Here is a 14,488-nt window from a genome sequence, read left to right as displayed (position 1 = left end):
CAATTGTCAGCTTCTTTATCTTGTATTATTCAGCACCTGAACCTAATTCTACTAGGAAGTCTGCAAGCTTTTCAAGCTCCTCATCAGTTCCAGTATATAGACCAGCAGGCATTTTTCCGCTTTCTGTACCATTCACAGCAATGTTCATGATTTCCTCTTTAGTTAACTGTAAGTTAACTAGAGGTGGAGCAAGCGCTCCATTACCTGTTAGGTTTTCACCATGACAGGTTAAACAAGTATTTGCTTGAAGAACTTTGTAGCCTTCTGCTTCTGCATCAAATTCTACTTCTTCAACAAGTTTTCCTTGTTCAGCAGCTGCTTCCCAGTCATGCTGTGCAACAGATTCCCAAGTTAAAAAGATTGTTGCAGCAACTCCTAGTAGCATTAAACCTGTTGCAATTGGTCTCTTTGAAGGCCTACGCTCAGGGCTACGGTCAAGAAATGGTGCTAATAGTAGCGCACCAAATGCTAAACCAGGCATTACAAGTGCACCTACAACTGTATAAGGACCAGCAGCATAAGTGTATTTAAGTAATTGGTATAAGAACAAGAAATACCAGTCAGGTAGCGGTATATAAGCTGTATCTGTAGGATCAGCTACACGCTCTAACGGAGATGGATGGGCTACTGTTAAACATAAGAACCCAATTAAGAAAACTGCACCTACCATCCATTCCTTTAGTAAGAAGTTAGGCCAGAACGCTTCTGTCTTCCCAGGATACTCTGAATAATCTTTTGGAATGTTAGGCTTACGAGTTGCAGGAACACGCGAATCCCCAACAAATTTCATACCTTTTCCACGATGCATATTCGGTCTCCCTCCTTTTCAAAGGTTTATCAGTTTATTTATCTTTTAGTTTAATTAATCTTATAGTGGGCCAGAGATACCTTGTTTACGAATCATGACAAAGTGAGCCGCCATTAAACCAAATAAGGCCGCAGGTAAGAAGAATACATGAATCGCAAAGAATCTCGTCAGTGTTTGAGCACCAACAATCTCAGGATGTCCAGCAAGTAATGTTTTAATTTGTGTACCTATTAATGGAGTAGCTTCAGCAATCTGTAATCCTACTTTTGTTGCGAATAAAGCTTTCATATCCCAAGGTAATAGATAACCTGTAAATCCTAATCCTAACATAACAAAGAAAATTAATACCCCAACTACCCAGTTTAATTCACGTGGCTTTTTGTAAGCACCTTGGAAGAAAACACGAAGAGTATGTAGGAACATCATTACGATTACCAAGCTAGCTCCCCAGTGATGCATTCCGCGGACAATTTGACCAAACGCCACTTCATTTTGTAGATAGTATACAGATTCCCAAGCATTCTTAATATCTGGAACATAATACATTGTTAGGAACATTCCAGATAAAATTTGAATAACGGTAACAAAGAATGTTAATCCGCCAAAACAATATACGAACGCTGAGAAATGATGTGCAGGGTTAACGTGTTCTGGAACTTCATGATCAGCAATATCACGCCACATAGGGGTAATATCTAAACGCTCATCAACCCAGTCATAAATCTTATTAAGCATCGATTACGCCCCTCCTCGTGGTTTCGCTTTTCCTAAATATAAATAGCCATCCTTTACTTCGTGTATAAACACGTCTAAAGGAGCAATAGGTGGTGTTCCTGGTACATTCGTTCCATCTTTTTCATATAGACCATAGTGACACGGACAGAAGAACATATTTTCGTTTGCTGGATCTGTATTCCAGTCAACAACACAACCTAAGTGTTTACAGACAGGTGAAAGTGCAATTATTTTACCACTTTCATCTTTGTACACCCATGCTGATCTAGGTTCTACTGATTCATACCAAGCATCAATTTGATCAATTTTGAAGTCAAAGCGTTGTGGTTCACTTGTGATTTCATCAACACTTACAACTTGTACTAAATCCTGCTCAGCAGAAGGCTTTAATACTGGATCAACTGCAAAACGAACCATCGGCATAAGCATTCCAGCAGCCATAAATCCACCTACACCAGTAAGGGTATAGTTAAGGAATTGACGTCTTGATACACGGTGTTTTTTCTCGCTCATAATTTTCCCCCCTCTATACAAAGCTAAGTCCATCCGGACATTAATTAACACATATAAAACTAGGACATACTCATGATATATCAATATTTAATTAAGGTCAATATTATCATTCTCGTAAAACATGGCAACTATGTGTCTATAAGGATTAAAAAAATAATTATTTATTCTATCTAAATCACTAACACATTTTATTTAGTCATTGCTTTTTTGCCAGATTGACATAAATATAGTAATCAATTGTTTCATCTGGTCTTGAAGCATAGCTTGTTTATATTTCTCCTCTACATATTCAAGTGGTAGGCTAGGTAACCAGATTAAAGAACCCGTTTCCAATTGTTCCTCGTGTTGTTTCCATATACTATCGGACGAGACAAAAAAGAAGTATTTCATTCCTCTTTCTGATAACTCTGAAGTCCAAGTAGTTAACCTCTCAATTCGAGACTCAACACTTTCACGGGCGGTATATGTAAAAGGGGGAAAAAGAATAATTCTTCCTTTAAATTGTCGTTCCATCTCGTTTGTGAGGATCGTAATAAACTCCCCCATTGCAACTGTTGTCTTCACATCATTTTCCCAAGTTACAGGAATTAAGGGTATAATTGCAGTATCTACATACTCCTTGGCTTGCAAATATAAATCAATATCTCTCGTAACCCACTTCATTCATCTCGCCTCTTTCTGTTGATAATTCCATTAAAAAGATACCATATTCGTTCAATTACAGCAAAAAAGTCAACCACCAAGGAGAAGGTTAGTGGTTGACTTTTTTTGATATCATGTTGTGTATTTTTTCAGTTGGTCTGTTAACCTGTTAAATTCGTCAATATTTTGCTTATCTAATGCTTCATCAATAAGCTTTAGTAACTTTTGTTTCTGAAATGTTTGTATAGATAATTCAAGGAATCTTTCTGCAATCATTTCATCCTTTTCGTTGACTTGTAGATGTTTTGGCATGTATGGGTTTTCTTCTAGCACCGCTACATATTGCGGCGAATGAAAGGAAGAACGAAAATTTAATTGGATGTAGATTTCTTCATCACGATTCAGACGGATATCATGAAACGATTTCTCTGCGTCAGTGGTCATCACATTTTCCTTGTAGAATCGGAATGGCACATCATCCACACAATGTGTGGACATGATGATCCCTCTAGGACAATATTGTGCCTGTTCAACAAAATGCACATTTTTCATTAACTGATCATGACTCATTAAATAGTTTAAAATCCAAACACATTCTCTTCTTTTTAATTGATAGTTATTCAGAAACCAGCGAATAAAATCTTTCTTCTCGTTGACAGATACAGGGGTAGTCATCGCTATGCTTCCCTCCTCTGTGATTCTAATTTTTACTACTCCTCAAAGCTATTCCGTTCTTATTTCATTCTAAACCAAGTAACATTTCCTCAATATCTACCCTTGTAGGGTCGAGCACCATCAAACGCTTAAATAATTGGATAGAATCCTCATGTTTTCCTTCTTCAAGTAGAAAGTAACCATACTCCTCAAGAAACTCTACATCATCCTTAAAAGAAGTATATGCATGACGATAATGATTTAATGCGTCAGAAAATTGTTCTAATTTGTTTTTTGCATGACCCAAATCCCAATCAAACTGAGGATCATACTCTCCGTAGGATGAAACCTGCTCAATACATTCGACTACCTCTTCGTATCGCTCTTCTTTAAATAAGAACTTTGTTAACATATGAATTGCTTCAAAATATCCAGGGTCTAATGCAATTGCTTCCCTCAAATGTTTTTCTACTTCTTCTGATTTACTAGTCTTCATGGATATTTTAGCAGCATATAGATGGAGTTCCTTATTAAAGTCATCCATCTTTAAACCGTCCATTGTTATTCTATAACTTTCTTCAAGCATCCCTTCATGTTCATAGGCTTTACTTAAATATAGGTACAGAGATGTATATTCTGCGTCCATTTCCTTAAGTTGAAGGAAAGCCTCGATTGCAGTCTTATATTGTGCTGCCTGATAGGCAGTGAAACCATAGCGAAACAATGTGTCAATGTCAGGTTTATCAATTACTGCTAGGCGGTAAAATGGTAGAGCTTCTTCAAACTCTCCAGCAGCACTCAAGCTTTCAGCAATTCGGCTGTTAACATTTATACCTCCAATAATCTCCTGCTCTTTAACTACCTCTTTATAAAGGGTAACACTCTTCTTATAATCTCCTTGACTTAAATAAAACTCTGCCAATGCAAAGTCAATGATTGGCTCATTGGGAAGCTTATTCTTAGCAAGCAGAAGCTTTTGTTCACAAACTTCGAATAAACCTTGCATTTGATAAAGATCCCCTAGAAGCAACAATGCTTGGACGTAAGAAGGATCATCTTCAGATATTAAGTTTAATGCTTCAATTGCATCTTCTTCCTCGTCCAGATCAATTAAGATATCAGCTAAAAGTAGGGTTAACTCACTCTCATCTGGGTAAAATTCGTGAAGAATTTCAACTATTTTTTTTGCTCTCTCTAGAAAACCCCATCTATAGAAATGTTCTGCAATTATATATTTTTCCTGATCATCACAACTTTTTAGAATTTCATCGAGGCTTTCAAGTCCTTTTTCAATTTCACCGTTATCTACTAAATCAATTGCTACATCTAAGTTATTCATTTACTAGTCTCCTTTAGTTGCTTAAAAGGAAGATGCAAAATATCCAGGTAATTTTACTTTACATCCATTCCCAAAGCCTGGTCTATATATTAGACGATTATCGACCTTTAAAAATTCACCTTTGTGCATTGTAATAATAGGGTTAAGATTATGATAATCTAGTAGGGGCATTTCATCAACTGATGAGCCTAGCTGCTCTATGTTGTAAAAATTATAGTCAAGTTCCCCGCCTATTCTTATATCACCTTTATCTGGGTAAATACCTATTTTTCTTAAAGCATTCAACGATAAAGGCTGATTATCTTCTGGAATGGTCAGTATAGTTGGAATATTATTGTCTTCTGTGACTTCTTTCCATTCTTTTATGTGGCGATCTCTCCTGAAAGTGGATTTTTCAGTTTGAATCCATTTCGGGACAATTGGAACGGCATAAGAATAGAGAGCATCTCTTATCCAACCCCACGGAATTTGATAAAGATCTTCATCTTCTATTTCTACAACGACTAGTGAAATACCTTTTCTTTTACAGGTTCTAATTAATGTTGGGGTCATAATTTTAAGAGGAATTTTTATTCCCATATAATAATCAATGGGACTGTTTAATAGACGATGTTTCGCCGCTTCCAGGTTCTTCGAGAGGTCACGCTCATGTTTAACATCGCAGACTGTTAAAAGCGTCGTACAACCTTTTGATAAATATTGATTTGTCATTTCTTGTTTAAATTGTGTAAAAGGCTTGTTGGCTTCACAAAGGGAATAATCAATCATTACATGTCCAGGTGTCATTATATAGTTAGTTGCATCCATCTTAGTATAGGTTAATCGATCCAAATTCGATTGTATGTAGTCTATGCGATTCTGCTTAACAAGTATTGAACATTTCATGATCCCGTTCTCTTTCAGTACATTTGCCCGGTCAATTATATATGCCATAGTTCCTCCCCCTTTGTCGCTCTTAGTAAGGTCAAATAAACTCCTTAAGACAAGCTATGACAGAGAAATAGGTTCTATGAGTAGAATCATGAGAAAGGGTAAATCTTTTAAGAAAAGTAATTGTTATTCAATTTGAATCTTGACCGTTCCTTTGCGCTGCAGGCACTTGCTTTCCGCGGGGAGGAAGTCGAGCCTCCTCGGCTTTGCCTGTGGGGTCTCGACCTTTCCTCTATCTCCCGCAGGAGTCAAGTGCCTTCCGCTCCAATCCACTCTTGTTTTAATTTTAGTTACAACCTTTTAAGTATGTAGAAAGCTAATCAAAAAGAACCGTCCAAATAGAACGGTCCTATCATTTAATCAATTAATGAATTTAAGTGTTCAAAAAACATTGGGTAGGATACTGCAATTGCGTCGGGGTCTTTTAGGGTCATTTGTCCTTCTGCAATGCAGGCAGCTATTGCTAGCATCATGCCTATTCGATGGTCTCCGTAGCTATCAACTGTAGTCCCTGTTAATTTTCCTGTTTGACCGTGTATTATCATTCCATCGTCTGTTGATTCAATTGAAGCGCCTAACTTCTTCAACTCTGTTACCACTGTATCTATTCGGTTTGTTTCCTTAACTTTTAGTTCACTAGCATCTTTTATAATTGTGTCCCCTGATGCTTGTGTAGCTAGTAGAGCAATAATAGGTATTTCATCTATCAATCTTGGTATAATATCACCTGAAATTTCAATTCCCTTTAAGGACGAAGTTTTTATATTGATATCTCCAACTGGTTCAAAATGCTCGATTTGTTCATTCTCAATCGTTAAATCTGCACCCATCTCTTTCAATACATCAATAATCCCTGTTCTCGTTGGATTTAAACCCACTCTATGTAAGGTTATTGAGCTATTAGGAACAATCGCACCAGCAACTAGAAAAAAGGCTGCAGAAGAAATATCGCCTGGTACATGTATGTTAATCCCACGAAGTTGTTGGCCTCCGTTTATAGAACAAGTTAACCCATTTTCCTCAACTTCTCCACCAAAGGCTCGAAGCATTCTTTCTGTATGGTCTCTGCTTTTGTGTGGTTCGGTAACTGAAGTTGTCCCTTCACATTGTAACCCAGCTAAAAGAATAGCCGATTTTACCTGGGCACTTGCAACCGGAGAGTTGTATCGAATAGGCTTTAACGTTCCTCCTCTAATAGAAATAGGGGTATAATTTCCATCCTCTCGTCCATCTATAAAAGCACCCATATCGCGTAGTGGATTAGTAACTCTCTTCATTGGCCTTTTCGCGATCGATTCATCTCCAATAAGGCAACTATGGAAGGGGGTTCCCGCTAACATTCCTAGAAGAAGTCTAGTAGTTGTACCTGAATTACCTACATTCAAAATCTCAGTTGGTTCCTGAAGTCCCTCAAACCCTCGTCCATTTATTACAACAGAATCAGACTCCTTTGAGATATCGACTCCCATTTTTCGAAAACAATCAATTGTACTTAAACAATCTTCACCTTCTAAAAAATTTAAGACTGTTGTTTTACCTTTTGCAATCGAACCAAACATAACTGCTCGATGTGAAATTGATTTATCTCCGGGTATTGTTAACACCCCAGTAAGTTTGTTTACTTTTGTATGTAATTGCTTTGTTTGCATATGTATCACCCCTAAGATTTAGAAAAAGACGAGTACCCTTATTTAAATAGAAAGAGTCTCGTCTCTTTATGATAAAATTAACAAACTACATTATTTTCTTCAAGCATCTCTGTTAATGTGCTAATAATTCCTTCATTTTGTTCTTGTGTACCTATTGTAATTCTAATTGCAGTCGGAAAACCTAGAGCATTTCCTGACCTAACAATATAGCCTCTTTCTAATAAGTACTGAAACACTTCATCGCCTTGTCTATTAAAATCAATTAAGATAAAATTCCCCTCAGACTTATAATAGGAAAGATTATGTTTTGAACAAAAAGCATAATATTGTTCTAAGCCCTCTTTGTTTTTTCGTTTACAGTCAAGGATAAACTCTTGATCTTCCATTGCAGCAGCCGCTGCAGCTTGTGCTAGTTTATTATTATTAAAGGGCTCTCGTGCTGGTTCTATTTCTTTTATCAGTTGACTGCTAGCAACACCATAGCCAATCCTTAATGCCGCTAATCCATAAGCTTTCGAGAAGGTTCTCAATATGATTAAATTACGATAATTTTTTAAAAGCTTTATCGTTTCTGGATAATCTTCTGCTGTTACATATTCAAAGTAAGCCTCATCTATTACAACTAATACATGACTTGGTATCTTATCTAAAAATGATACAAGTTCCTGATTATTTACATAAGTTCCGGAAGGGTTGTTGGGATTGCACACCCAAACAACGCTTGTGTCGTTATCTACTGAGGCAAGCATACCTTCTAAGTCATGTTTACCATTTTGCAGCGGCACCTCACGCACCTCCGCTCCCTCAATAATTGCATTGTGACGATATTGCGAAAATGTAGGCCAAGCTGAAACTGTATTTTTCCCAGCAGATAAGTACGATCGACAAATGATTTGAATAACTTCGTCTGAACCATTACCGAAGATAATCTGTGATTCATCAACACCTAAATGCTTTGCAACTTTTTCCCTAACATTTGTTGAATACCCATCTGGATATGATACGAGAGAATCAACGCAATTAAATATAGCCATTTTTGCTTTTTCAGAGGTTCCAAAAGGATTCTCATTTGATGCAAGCTTCGTAATTTTTTCTAAGCCGTATTCCTTTTTAACTGCATCAACTGATTTTCCAGGCAGGTAAGGCTTTAACTGTAATAACTGATTTTTCACTTTCATCTTTGAAGTTACACCCCTAAACGAGTAATAGGTGAAATGATCGAGCCGATATAACTACTGAACTCCTCAAGGGCCTCTTTTCTTGTGTCTTCATGTAGTAATCTACTTTCGAGCATCTCAATTTTGTTCACAATCGCACTACCAATAACGATCCCTTCACAATGGTCTTTTAAAGCTTCCACTTGGGAATCAGTTGAAATCCCAAAACCAACCACTACAGGTACTTTACTGAACCTTTTAACCTGAGTTAAGAAGGAATATACTTCGGTATTTAAACTTTCCCTTACTCCAGTCACACCTAGAGAAGAAACACAATAAAGGAAGCCCTGCGCGCCTGTTGCTATTTTCTCAATACGGCTAATCGAAGTTGGTGCAACCATTGATATGAATTCGATTCCGTTCTCCCTGCATGCATGACGAAGGTCTTCACTTTCTTCAAAAGGTAGGTCTGGTATTAATAAGCCATCCACTTTATTTTCTTGCGCTAAAGCGAAAAAGGATTCTTCTCCTAATTGTAGCACAGGATTGAAATACGTAAAGACTACAACAGGAATTTTAAGCCCTTTTTTTCTCATTTTTCCGATTAATTCGAGCGAGCTCCTTAAAGTAGTTCCATTCTTCAATGATCTTGCCGCCGCTCTTTGAATAACAGGGCCGTCCGCAAGTGGATCCGAATAAGGTATACCGATTTCAATAACATCAGCTCCTACTTCTTGCAATGATAATGCAAGATCAATGGTAGCATCTGGTGTTGGGTCGCCTGCTACTATGAATGGTATAAACATATTTTTATGCATGGATTGTTTCTGATAATAGGTTTGACTCAATTCCTTCGCCCCCCTTCAAATGTTCAACTAGTGAATAAACATCTTTGTCACCTCTACCCGAAAGGCAAACAAGAATCGTCTCCTTTGAATCCATTTTCTTAGCCAGTTGAAAGGCCTTTGCTAAAGCATGAGCAGATTCAATGGCAGGAATAATACCCTCTTCTCTCGCCAGTAACTGCAGAGCTTCAAGTGCCTCGCCATCTGTAATACTTTCATACTGCACTCTACCTATACTTGCTAAATATGAGTGTTCAGGACCTACCCCGGGATAATCTAGTCCTGCAGAAATGGAATACGGCTCAATTATTTGACCACTCTCATCCTGTAGTAAGTAAGTTAATGAACCATGGATAATTCCTTTTGTTCCTTTCGTAATGGTTGCGGCATGCTGGTTTGTCGAAATACCTTTTCCTGCTGCTTCAACTCCGATTAGTTTCACATCGTCCTGTATAAAAGGATAAAACATTCCAATTGCATTACTTCCTCCCCCTACACAAGCAACCACAGCTGTAGGTGGATTTCCCTCTCTAGCAAGAAATTGTCTTTTAGCCTCATCACCTATAATCCGTTGGAAATCACGAACCATTTTTGGATAAGGATGAGGCCCAACTACAGAACCAATCATGTAAAAATGATCATGACAATGTTGAACCCAATATCGTATTGCCTCATTAGTGGCATCCTTTAATGTTTTACTTCCACTAGTAACAGGCTCAACCTTTGCTCCTAATAACTCCATACGAAAAACATTTAATTGTTGCCTTTTTATATCTTCTTCTCCCATAAAAACCTTACATTCCAATCCAAATCTTGCAGCAACTGTTGCAGCAGCCACTCCATGCTGACCTGCCCCAGTCTCGGCTATTATTTTATTCTTTCCCATCCTCTTAGCTAAAAGAGCCTGACCTATAGCATTATTGATTTTGTGTGCACCTGTATGATTTAGATCCTCTCGCTTTAGGAAAATTTTCGCACCACCAAGTTTCTTGGTGATATTTTCGGCATAGGTTAATGCCGTAGGTCTTCCTGAGTATTCTTTCAATATTGCGTGATAATCTATTGAAAATGAGGGATCCTTTAACGCTTCATCTAGTGCTTGTTCAATCTCTTCTAATGGTTGCATTAATGTTTCTGGTACAAATTTCCCTCCAAAATCGCCAAACCTTCCTCTATGATCTGGAACTTGCTTCATACAATCCCAACCTTTCTTCTAATTCTCTAACCAGTTGTTTATTTTTAATCCCATCCACCTCTATCCCACTAGAAAGGTCAATCCCATTAGGATGAAATTGTAATAAAGTAGATATATTCTGCGGTGTTATTCCTCCTGCGATAAAACAAGGGACACCTTGTGAATCGGCTTCAAGCATGTAATCTCCTACTCTATTCCAATCAAAAGTAATACCTGTTCCGCCCCACATGCCTTTTACTTTACTATCTATAACGAATCCATCAACAATACCTCGCAAACTACGCATAACCTCGAGGGCATCATCTGAATGATGGATAGCTTTCCATATTGGTAAATTTATAATTGATTTAATTTCAATAAGTTGTTCAGCACTTTCAGTACCATGACACTGAATAATAGATAAGGGAACCCTAGAAACTACATTTGCTATTTCATCTGCTGTTCCATTAACGAATACACCTACCAGCTCTTTTGTTTGAAGGTCTACTTGTACTAACCACCGAGACAGATCTTCTGCATAAACTTTTCTTTTGCTTTCTGCAAAAATAACGCCAATATAATCTGCGTTACTATTACAAGCTACTTGTAAATCAGTTAGCGATTTATTTCCACAATATTTAAGCCTAACCTTCATCATTGATTTTTTCTCCAAATAATTCCCTTACAGCATCTCCGGGTTTTTCTACTTTCATAAAGGCTTCACCAACGAGCACTGCTTTTGCACCATATCCTTTTACATCTAAAAGGTCTTGGTGGCTATGAATTCCACTCTCACTTACGAGTAGGCTCCCAGGTGGAATATAAGTTACTAACTCTTTTGTCTGTAAAATGGAGGTAGAAAATGTCTTAAGATTACGGTTATTTACACCTAGTATTTTAGGTTCAAATACCTTAAGTATTTTTTCTAATATCTCATAAGAGTGTACTTCCACTAGGCATTCAAGGCCTTTCTCATATGCTTCACTATAAAATTCATGTAATTGAGTCGGCTCTAATACTTCTCCAATTAATAGGATTGCATCCGCTCCTACTCTGACACTCTGTTCTATTTGCAAGGAATCTACTATAAAGTCCTTTCTTAAGACAGGAACATCAACTAATTCTTTTATATCTCTTAAGTATTGACTTGAACCTTGGAAGTATAGTTCATCGGTTAAAACAGACATTGCGTCTACATGCACATTCATATAATCTAGTGCGATTTGTGTCGGGTTAAATTCCTGCCTTATTATCCCCTTCGAAGGTGAAGCTTTTTTAACTTCAGCAATTAACCCAATCTCTCTATTGGAATTGTGAAGTGCTTTATATAAGGATTTCCTGTCGAAAATATCATACTCTGGCAGGATAATTTTTTTAACCTCTTCATATTTAGTCTCAATGATTTTAGTGAGCATGGAATGTCTCCTTTACACTTCTTAAGGAATTAAAATGACTTTTCACCTTACCGCTTATTAAGGACTCTTTTGCAAGACTGACTCCATCATTGATTGAAGGTACCTTCCCAGCGACATAAAGGGCAGCACCAGCGTTAAAGGAAACAATATTTAACGCATCTTGATTCCCTTTCCCAGATAACACTTGTTCTATCAACCTAGCACTTTCTGACACAGTATTTACTTGTATATTTTTTAGGCTTCCGCGTTCTAAACCAACTTCTTCCGGTGTAAGAACATACTTCTTAATCTGTCCGTTTTTTAATTCAACAACGTCGGTCTCAGAACTAATACTACATTCATCAAGGCCATCTCTGCCTGTTACTAGCAATACATGCTCTGAACCCAAGTTGTTAAGTGTATGAGCCATTTTCTCGGCGTATTTAAATGAATAAACACCAATGACCTGTTTTTTACAACGTGCCGGATTGGCTAAAGGACCTAACAAATTGAATACTGTTCTAAACCCTATTTCAGCCCGAGGTGTTACAGCATTTTTCATTGCAGAATGATAGTACGGTGCAAATAGAAAACTCATACCTCTATCTTTTAAAGCTAGCTTTGCTTCCTCTTTTGATGACTGGATATCAACCCCTAAATGCTCAAGTACATCAGCACTCCCGCTTTTCGATGACACTGCACGATTTCCATGCTTAGCGACTTTAACCCCAAGTGCGGAAACAGTTATGGCAGTAGCTGTGGAAATGTTAAATGTTGATACCCCGTCTCCTCCAGTACCACAAGTGTCTATTATATTTGGATCTTCATATTCTAAAACCATCATATGGTCACGCATCGCACTCGCAAAACCTGTCATCTCATCAATCGTTTCTCCCCTAAAGCGTAAAATGGATAGGAGACTTGCAATTTGGCTGGCCGTTGCTCTGCCAGACATAATCTCATTCATTAAAGATTTCGCTTCATCTATCGTTAATATTTCACCATTTATGCATTTATTTAAAAGTTGTTTAAACATACGATTCCTCCTGGCTCGCAAACATCTCATGCGCAATTTCAATTGTTTTAATGAGTGCACTTGCTTTATTTAAGGTTTCTTTCCATTCATTTTCAGGAATTGAGTCAGCTACAATGCCAGCACCAGCTTGAATATAGCCAACACCTTCCTTCAAGAGAATCGTACGAATTGTAATACAAGAATCGATATTCCCATCAAACCCTACATAAGCAATTGTTCCGGCATATAAATTTCTGGCGGTGGGTTCTAGTTCAGACAAAATTTGCATCGCACGAATTTTAGGAGCTCCAGAAACCGTTCCCGCTGGAAAAGCAGCAAGTAAAGCATCAATAGGTTCAATTTTTTCAGAAAGAATGCCAGTGACTTTCGAGATTAAATGCATAACATGTGAAAACCGACCTAACTCCATAAGTACCGGGGTTTGCACTGTTCCATACTTGGAAACCCGCCCTATATCATTTCTTGCTAAATCAACTAGCATATAGTGCTCAGCTTTTTCTTTCTCATCCTGGAGTAATTCAACTGCTAGTGCCTCATCTTCTTCAGGAGTTCTTCCTCTTCTTCTTGTTCCTGCAATCGGATGTATTTCCAAATCTCCATTTTGTATCTTAATTAATCTCTCTGGAGAGCTACCAACAATTTCTACATCTTCACTCTTTATATAAAAAAGGTAAGGTGAAGGGTTTACCATTCTTAGCACTCTATACAGTTGAAACCCACTTACTTTAATAGGAATTTCGAACCTCTGGGATAACACTGCTTGAAATACATCACCCGCTGCAATATAATCCTTGATTTTATTTACATCTTGTAGAAATCGTTCTTTCTCATAATTTGTTTTAATATTTTCAAAGCTTACATCCTTAAAGTTGGGAGGCGATTGTAGCATATCATGTTTATTATTTTGCAGTATTTTAGCTACGTAGAAATTCATCTTTGCAATCCCTTGTTCATATAAGGCAGCTTTACATCGGTCGTCCTCATCGCCATTAAGACGGATATAATGAATAATTGTAAGCTCTTTCGTATCATGGTCAAATGCGAGTATTGTCTCACAAAAAAAGAAGTGATACCGTTTCATTTTCAAATCGTTATTATCGTTTTCAGGTACTTTCTCAATTGTAGATACAGCATCATACCCAATATACCCTACTGCACCTCCAGTAAATGGTACAGGGATTGATAATTCTTTACTTACTAAATAATTTTTAATCCATGAAAACGCACCTTTTAACGTTGGTGATTTAACAAGAGTAAGTTGATTTTTACCCTTAATCATAAATTCTCCATTTATCTCATCGATAAATAAAAACGGATCAAGGCCAACAAAAGAATACCTAGACCATTCTGAATGTTGATCTTTACTTTCTAACAAAAAAGAGGCTTCTTTTTCTAGATTTTGGAATAGTTGAATGGGTGTTAGCGTATCGCCAACTATTTTTTTAATGATCGGAATTGTTTTGTATCTTTGACAATCCGATAAAAATGAGGAAAACTCTTCGTTTTTCTTTGACATGGTCTCACTCCTCCATATTTCTGTCTTGTAGTAGGTAAACTACTACATTACCGTTTTATGGAGAATGAGGATTTAGGAGGTGAATAACCTTACAAT

The 14,488-nt window shown here is 37.4% G+C and carries 15 protein-coding genes; all 15 read right to left on the bottom strand.

What is annotated here, in order from left to right; genetic code table 11:
* Window positions 1-25: 25 nt before the first annotated feature.
* The 15 genes from J2Z26_RS09400 to trpE all read right to left on the bottom strand — a co-directional run bounded on the left by J2Z26_RS09400 (window position 26) and on the right by trpE (window position 14,392).
* Window positions 26-808, bottom strand: coding sequence for a menaquinol-cytochrome c reductase cytochrome b/c subunit (locus J2Z26_RS09400; protein WP_193539521.1), 783 nt, complete (start codon window positions 806-808; stop codon window positions 26-28).
* Window positions 809-868: 60 nt separating this feature from the next.
* Window positions 869-1,543, bottom strand: coding sequence for a menaquinol-cytochrome c reductase cytochrome b subunit (gene qcrB, locus J2Z26_RS09395; RefSeq protein ID WP_193469179.1), 675 nt, complete (start codon window positions 1,541-1,543; stop codon window positions 869-871).
* Between the two features lie 3 nt (window positions 1,544-1,546).
* Complete coding sequence (locus tag J2Z26_RS09390; protein ID WP_193539523.1) at window positions 1,547-2,056, bottom strand: Rieske (2Fe-2S) protein; 510 nt, start codon at window positions 2,054-2,056, stop codon at window positions 1,547-1,549.
* 192 nt (window positions 2,057-2,248) lie between these two features.
* On the bottom strand, window positions 2,249-2,719 hold the full coding sequence (locus J2Z26_RS09385) for a YpiF family protein (protein WP_193539524.1): 471 nt from the start codon (window positions 2,717-2,719) through the stop codon (window positions 2,249-2,251).
* Between the two features lie 111 nt (window positions 2,720-2,830).
* Window positions 2,831-3,373 carry a ReoY family proteolytic degradation factor gene (locus J2Z26_RS09380; RefSeq protein WP_193539525.1) on the bottom strand — a complete coding sequence of 181 codons (543 nt, stop codon included), beginning with the start codon at window positions 3,371-3,373 and terminating at the stop codon, window positions 2,831-2,833.
* Between the two features lie 64 nt (window positions 3,374-3,437).
* Window positions 3,438-4,691: a tetratricopeptide repeat protein gene (locus J2Z26_RS09375; RefSeq protein ID WP_193539526.1), complete on the bottom strand. Its 1,254-nt coding sequence runs from the start codon at window positions 4,689-4,691 to the stop codon at window positions 3,438-3,440.
* Between the two features lie 21 nt (window positions 4,692-4,712).
* Entirely contained in the window at window positions 4,713-5,624 is a 912-nt protein-coding gene (locus tag J2Z26_RS09370) for a hypothetical protein (RefSeq protein WP_193539527.1), read from the bottom strand.
* 353 nt (window positions 5,625-5,977) lie between these two features.
* Window positions 5,978-7,270, bottom strand: a complete 1,293-nt coding sequence (gene aroA / locus J2Z26_RS09365) for a 3-phosphoshikimate 1-carboxyvinyltransferase (RefSeq protein ID WP_193539528.1) — start codon at window positions 7,268-7,270, stop codon at window positions 5,978-5,980.
* 77 nt (window positions 7,271-7,347) lie between these two features.
* The gene (gene hisC / locus J2Z26_RS09360) at window positions 7,348-8,448 is read right to left on the bottom strand and encodes a histidinol-phosphate transaminase (protein ID WP_193539529.1); all 1,101 of its coding nucleotides are present in this window, start codon (window positions 8,446-8,448) and stop codon (window positions 7,348-7,350) included.
* Between the two features lie 8 nt (window positions 8,449-8,456).
* Complete coding sequence (gene trpA, locus J2Z26_RS09355) at window positions 8,457-9,245, bottom strand: tryptophan synthase subunit alpha (protein WP_193539753.1); 789 nt, start codon at window positions 9,243-9,245, stop codon at window positions 8,457-8,459.
* Entirely contained in the window at window positions 9,238-10,467 is a 1,230-nt protein-coding gene (gene trpB, locus J2Z26_RS09350) for a tryptophan synthase subunit beta (RefSeq protein WP_193539530.1), read from the bottom strand. The genes trpA and trpB overlap by 8 nt, the downstream gene beginning before the upstream one ends.
* Entirely contained in the window at window positions 10,445-11,101 is a 657-nt protein-coding gene (locus tag J2Z26_RS09345; RefSeq protein WP_193539754.1) for a phosphoribosylanthranilate isomerase, read from the bottom strand. The genes trpB and J2Z26_RS09345 overlap by 23 nt, the downstream gene beginning before the upstream one ends.
* Entirely contained in the window at window positions 11,091-11,861 is a 771-nt protein-coding gene (gene trpC, locus J2Z26_RS09340) for an indole-3-glycerol phosphate synthase TrpC (RefSeq protein WP_193539531.1), read from the bottom strand. The genes J2Z26_RS09345 and trpC overlap by 11 nt, the downstream gene beginning before the upstream one ends.
* On the bottom strand, window positions 11,851-12,876 hold the full coding sequence (gene trpD / locus J2Z26_RS09335) for an anthranilate phosphoribosyltransferase (RefSeq protein ID WP_193539532.1): 1,026 nt from the start codon (window positions 12,874-12,876) through the stop codon (window positions 11,851-11,853). Before trpD ends, trpC begins: the two co-directional genes overlap by 11 nt.
* Window positions 12,869-14,392 (bottom strand): anthranilate synthase component I, encoded by a 1,524-nt coding sequence (gene trpE / locus J2Z26_RS09330; RefSeq protein ID WP_193539533.1) that lies wholly within the window; start codon window positions 14,390-14,392, stop codon window positions 12,869-12,871. The genes trpD and trpE overlap by 8 nt, the downstream gene beginning before the upstream one ends.
* Between the last annotated feature and the right edge of the window lie 96 nt (window positions 14,393-14,488).

The organism is Cytobacillus luteolus, from assembly GCF_017873715.1.
GTDB lineage: Bacteria > Bacillota > Bacilli > Bacillales > Bacillaceae_L > Bacillus_BV > Bacillus_BV luteola.
This window is presented reverse-complemented; position numbering and strand designations above follow the sequence as displayed.

Bases quoted from the DNA above. Each gene is read 5' to 3' on its own strand.
- trpB (WP_193539530.1), bottom strand. From the start codon at position 10,467: ATGAAGCAAGTTCCAGATCATAGAGGAAGGTTTGGCGATTTTGGAGGG.
- J2Z26_RS09370 (WP_193539527.1), bottom strand. From the start codon at position 5,624: ATGGCATATATAATTGACCGGGCAAATGTACTGAAAGAGAACGGGATC.
- J2Z26_RS09390 (WP_193539523.1), bottom strand. From the start codon at position 2,056: ATGAGCGAGAAAAAACACCGTGTATCAAGACGTCAATTCCTTAACTAT.
- trpA (WP_193539753.1), bottom strand. From the start codon at position 9,245: ATGCATAAAAATATGTTTATACCATTCATAGTAGCAGGCGACCCAACA.
- aroA (WP_193539528.1), bottom strand. From the start codon at position 7,270: ATGCAAACAAAGCAATTACATACAAAAGTAAACAAACTTACTGGGGTG.
- J2Z26_RS09380 (WP_193539525.1), bottom strand. From the start codon at position 3,373: ATGACTACCCCTGTATCTGTCAACGAGAAGAAAGATTTTATTCGCTGG.
- hisC (WP_193539529.1), bottom strand. From the start codon at position 8,448: ATGAAAGTGAAAAATCAGTTATTACAGTTAAAGCCTTACCTGCCTGGA.
- J2Z26_RS09375 (WP_193539526.1), bottom strand. From the start codon at position 4,691: ATGAATAACTTAGATGTAGCAATTGATTTAGTAGATAACGGTGAAATT.
- trpE (WP_193539533.1), bottom strand. From the start codon at position 14,392: ATGTCAAAGAAAAACGAAGAGTTTTCCTCATTTTTATCGGATTGTCAA.
- trpC (WP_193539531.1), bottom strand. From the start codon at position 11,861: ATGCTCACTAAAATCATTGAGACTAAATATGAAGAGGTTAAAAAAATT.
- trpD (WP_193539532.1), bottom strand. From the start codon at position 12,876: ATGTTTAAACAACTTTTAAATAAATGCATAAATGGTGAAATATTAACG.
- J2Z26_RS09400 (WP_193539521.1), bottom strand. From the start codon at position 808: ATGCATCGTGGAAAAGGTATGAAATTTGTTGGGGATTCGCGTGTTCCT.
- J2Z26_RS09385 (WP_193539524.1), bottom strand. From the start codon at position 2,719: ATGAAGTGGGTTACGAGAGATATTGATTTATATTTGCAAGCCAAGGAG.
- J2Z26_RS09345 (WP_193539754.1), bottom strand. From the start codon at position 11,101: ATGAAGGTTAGGCTTAAATATTGTGGAAATAAATCGCTAACTGATTTA.
- qcrB (WP_193469179.1), bottom strand. From the start codon at position 1,543: ATGCTTAATAAGATTTATGACTGGGTTGATGAGCGTTTAGATATTACC.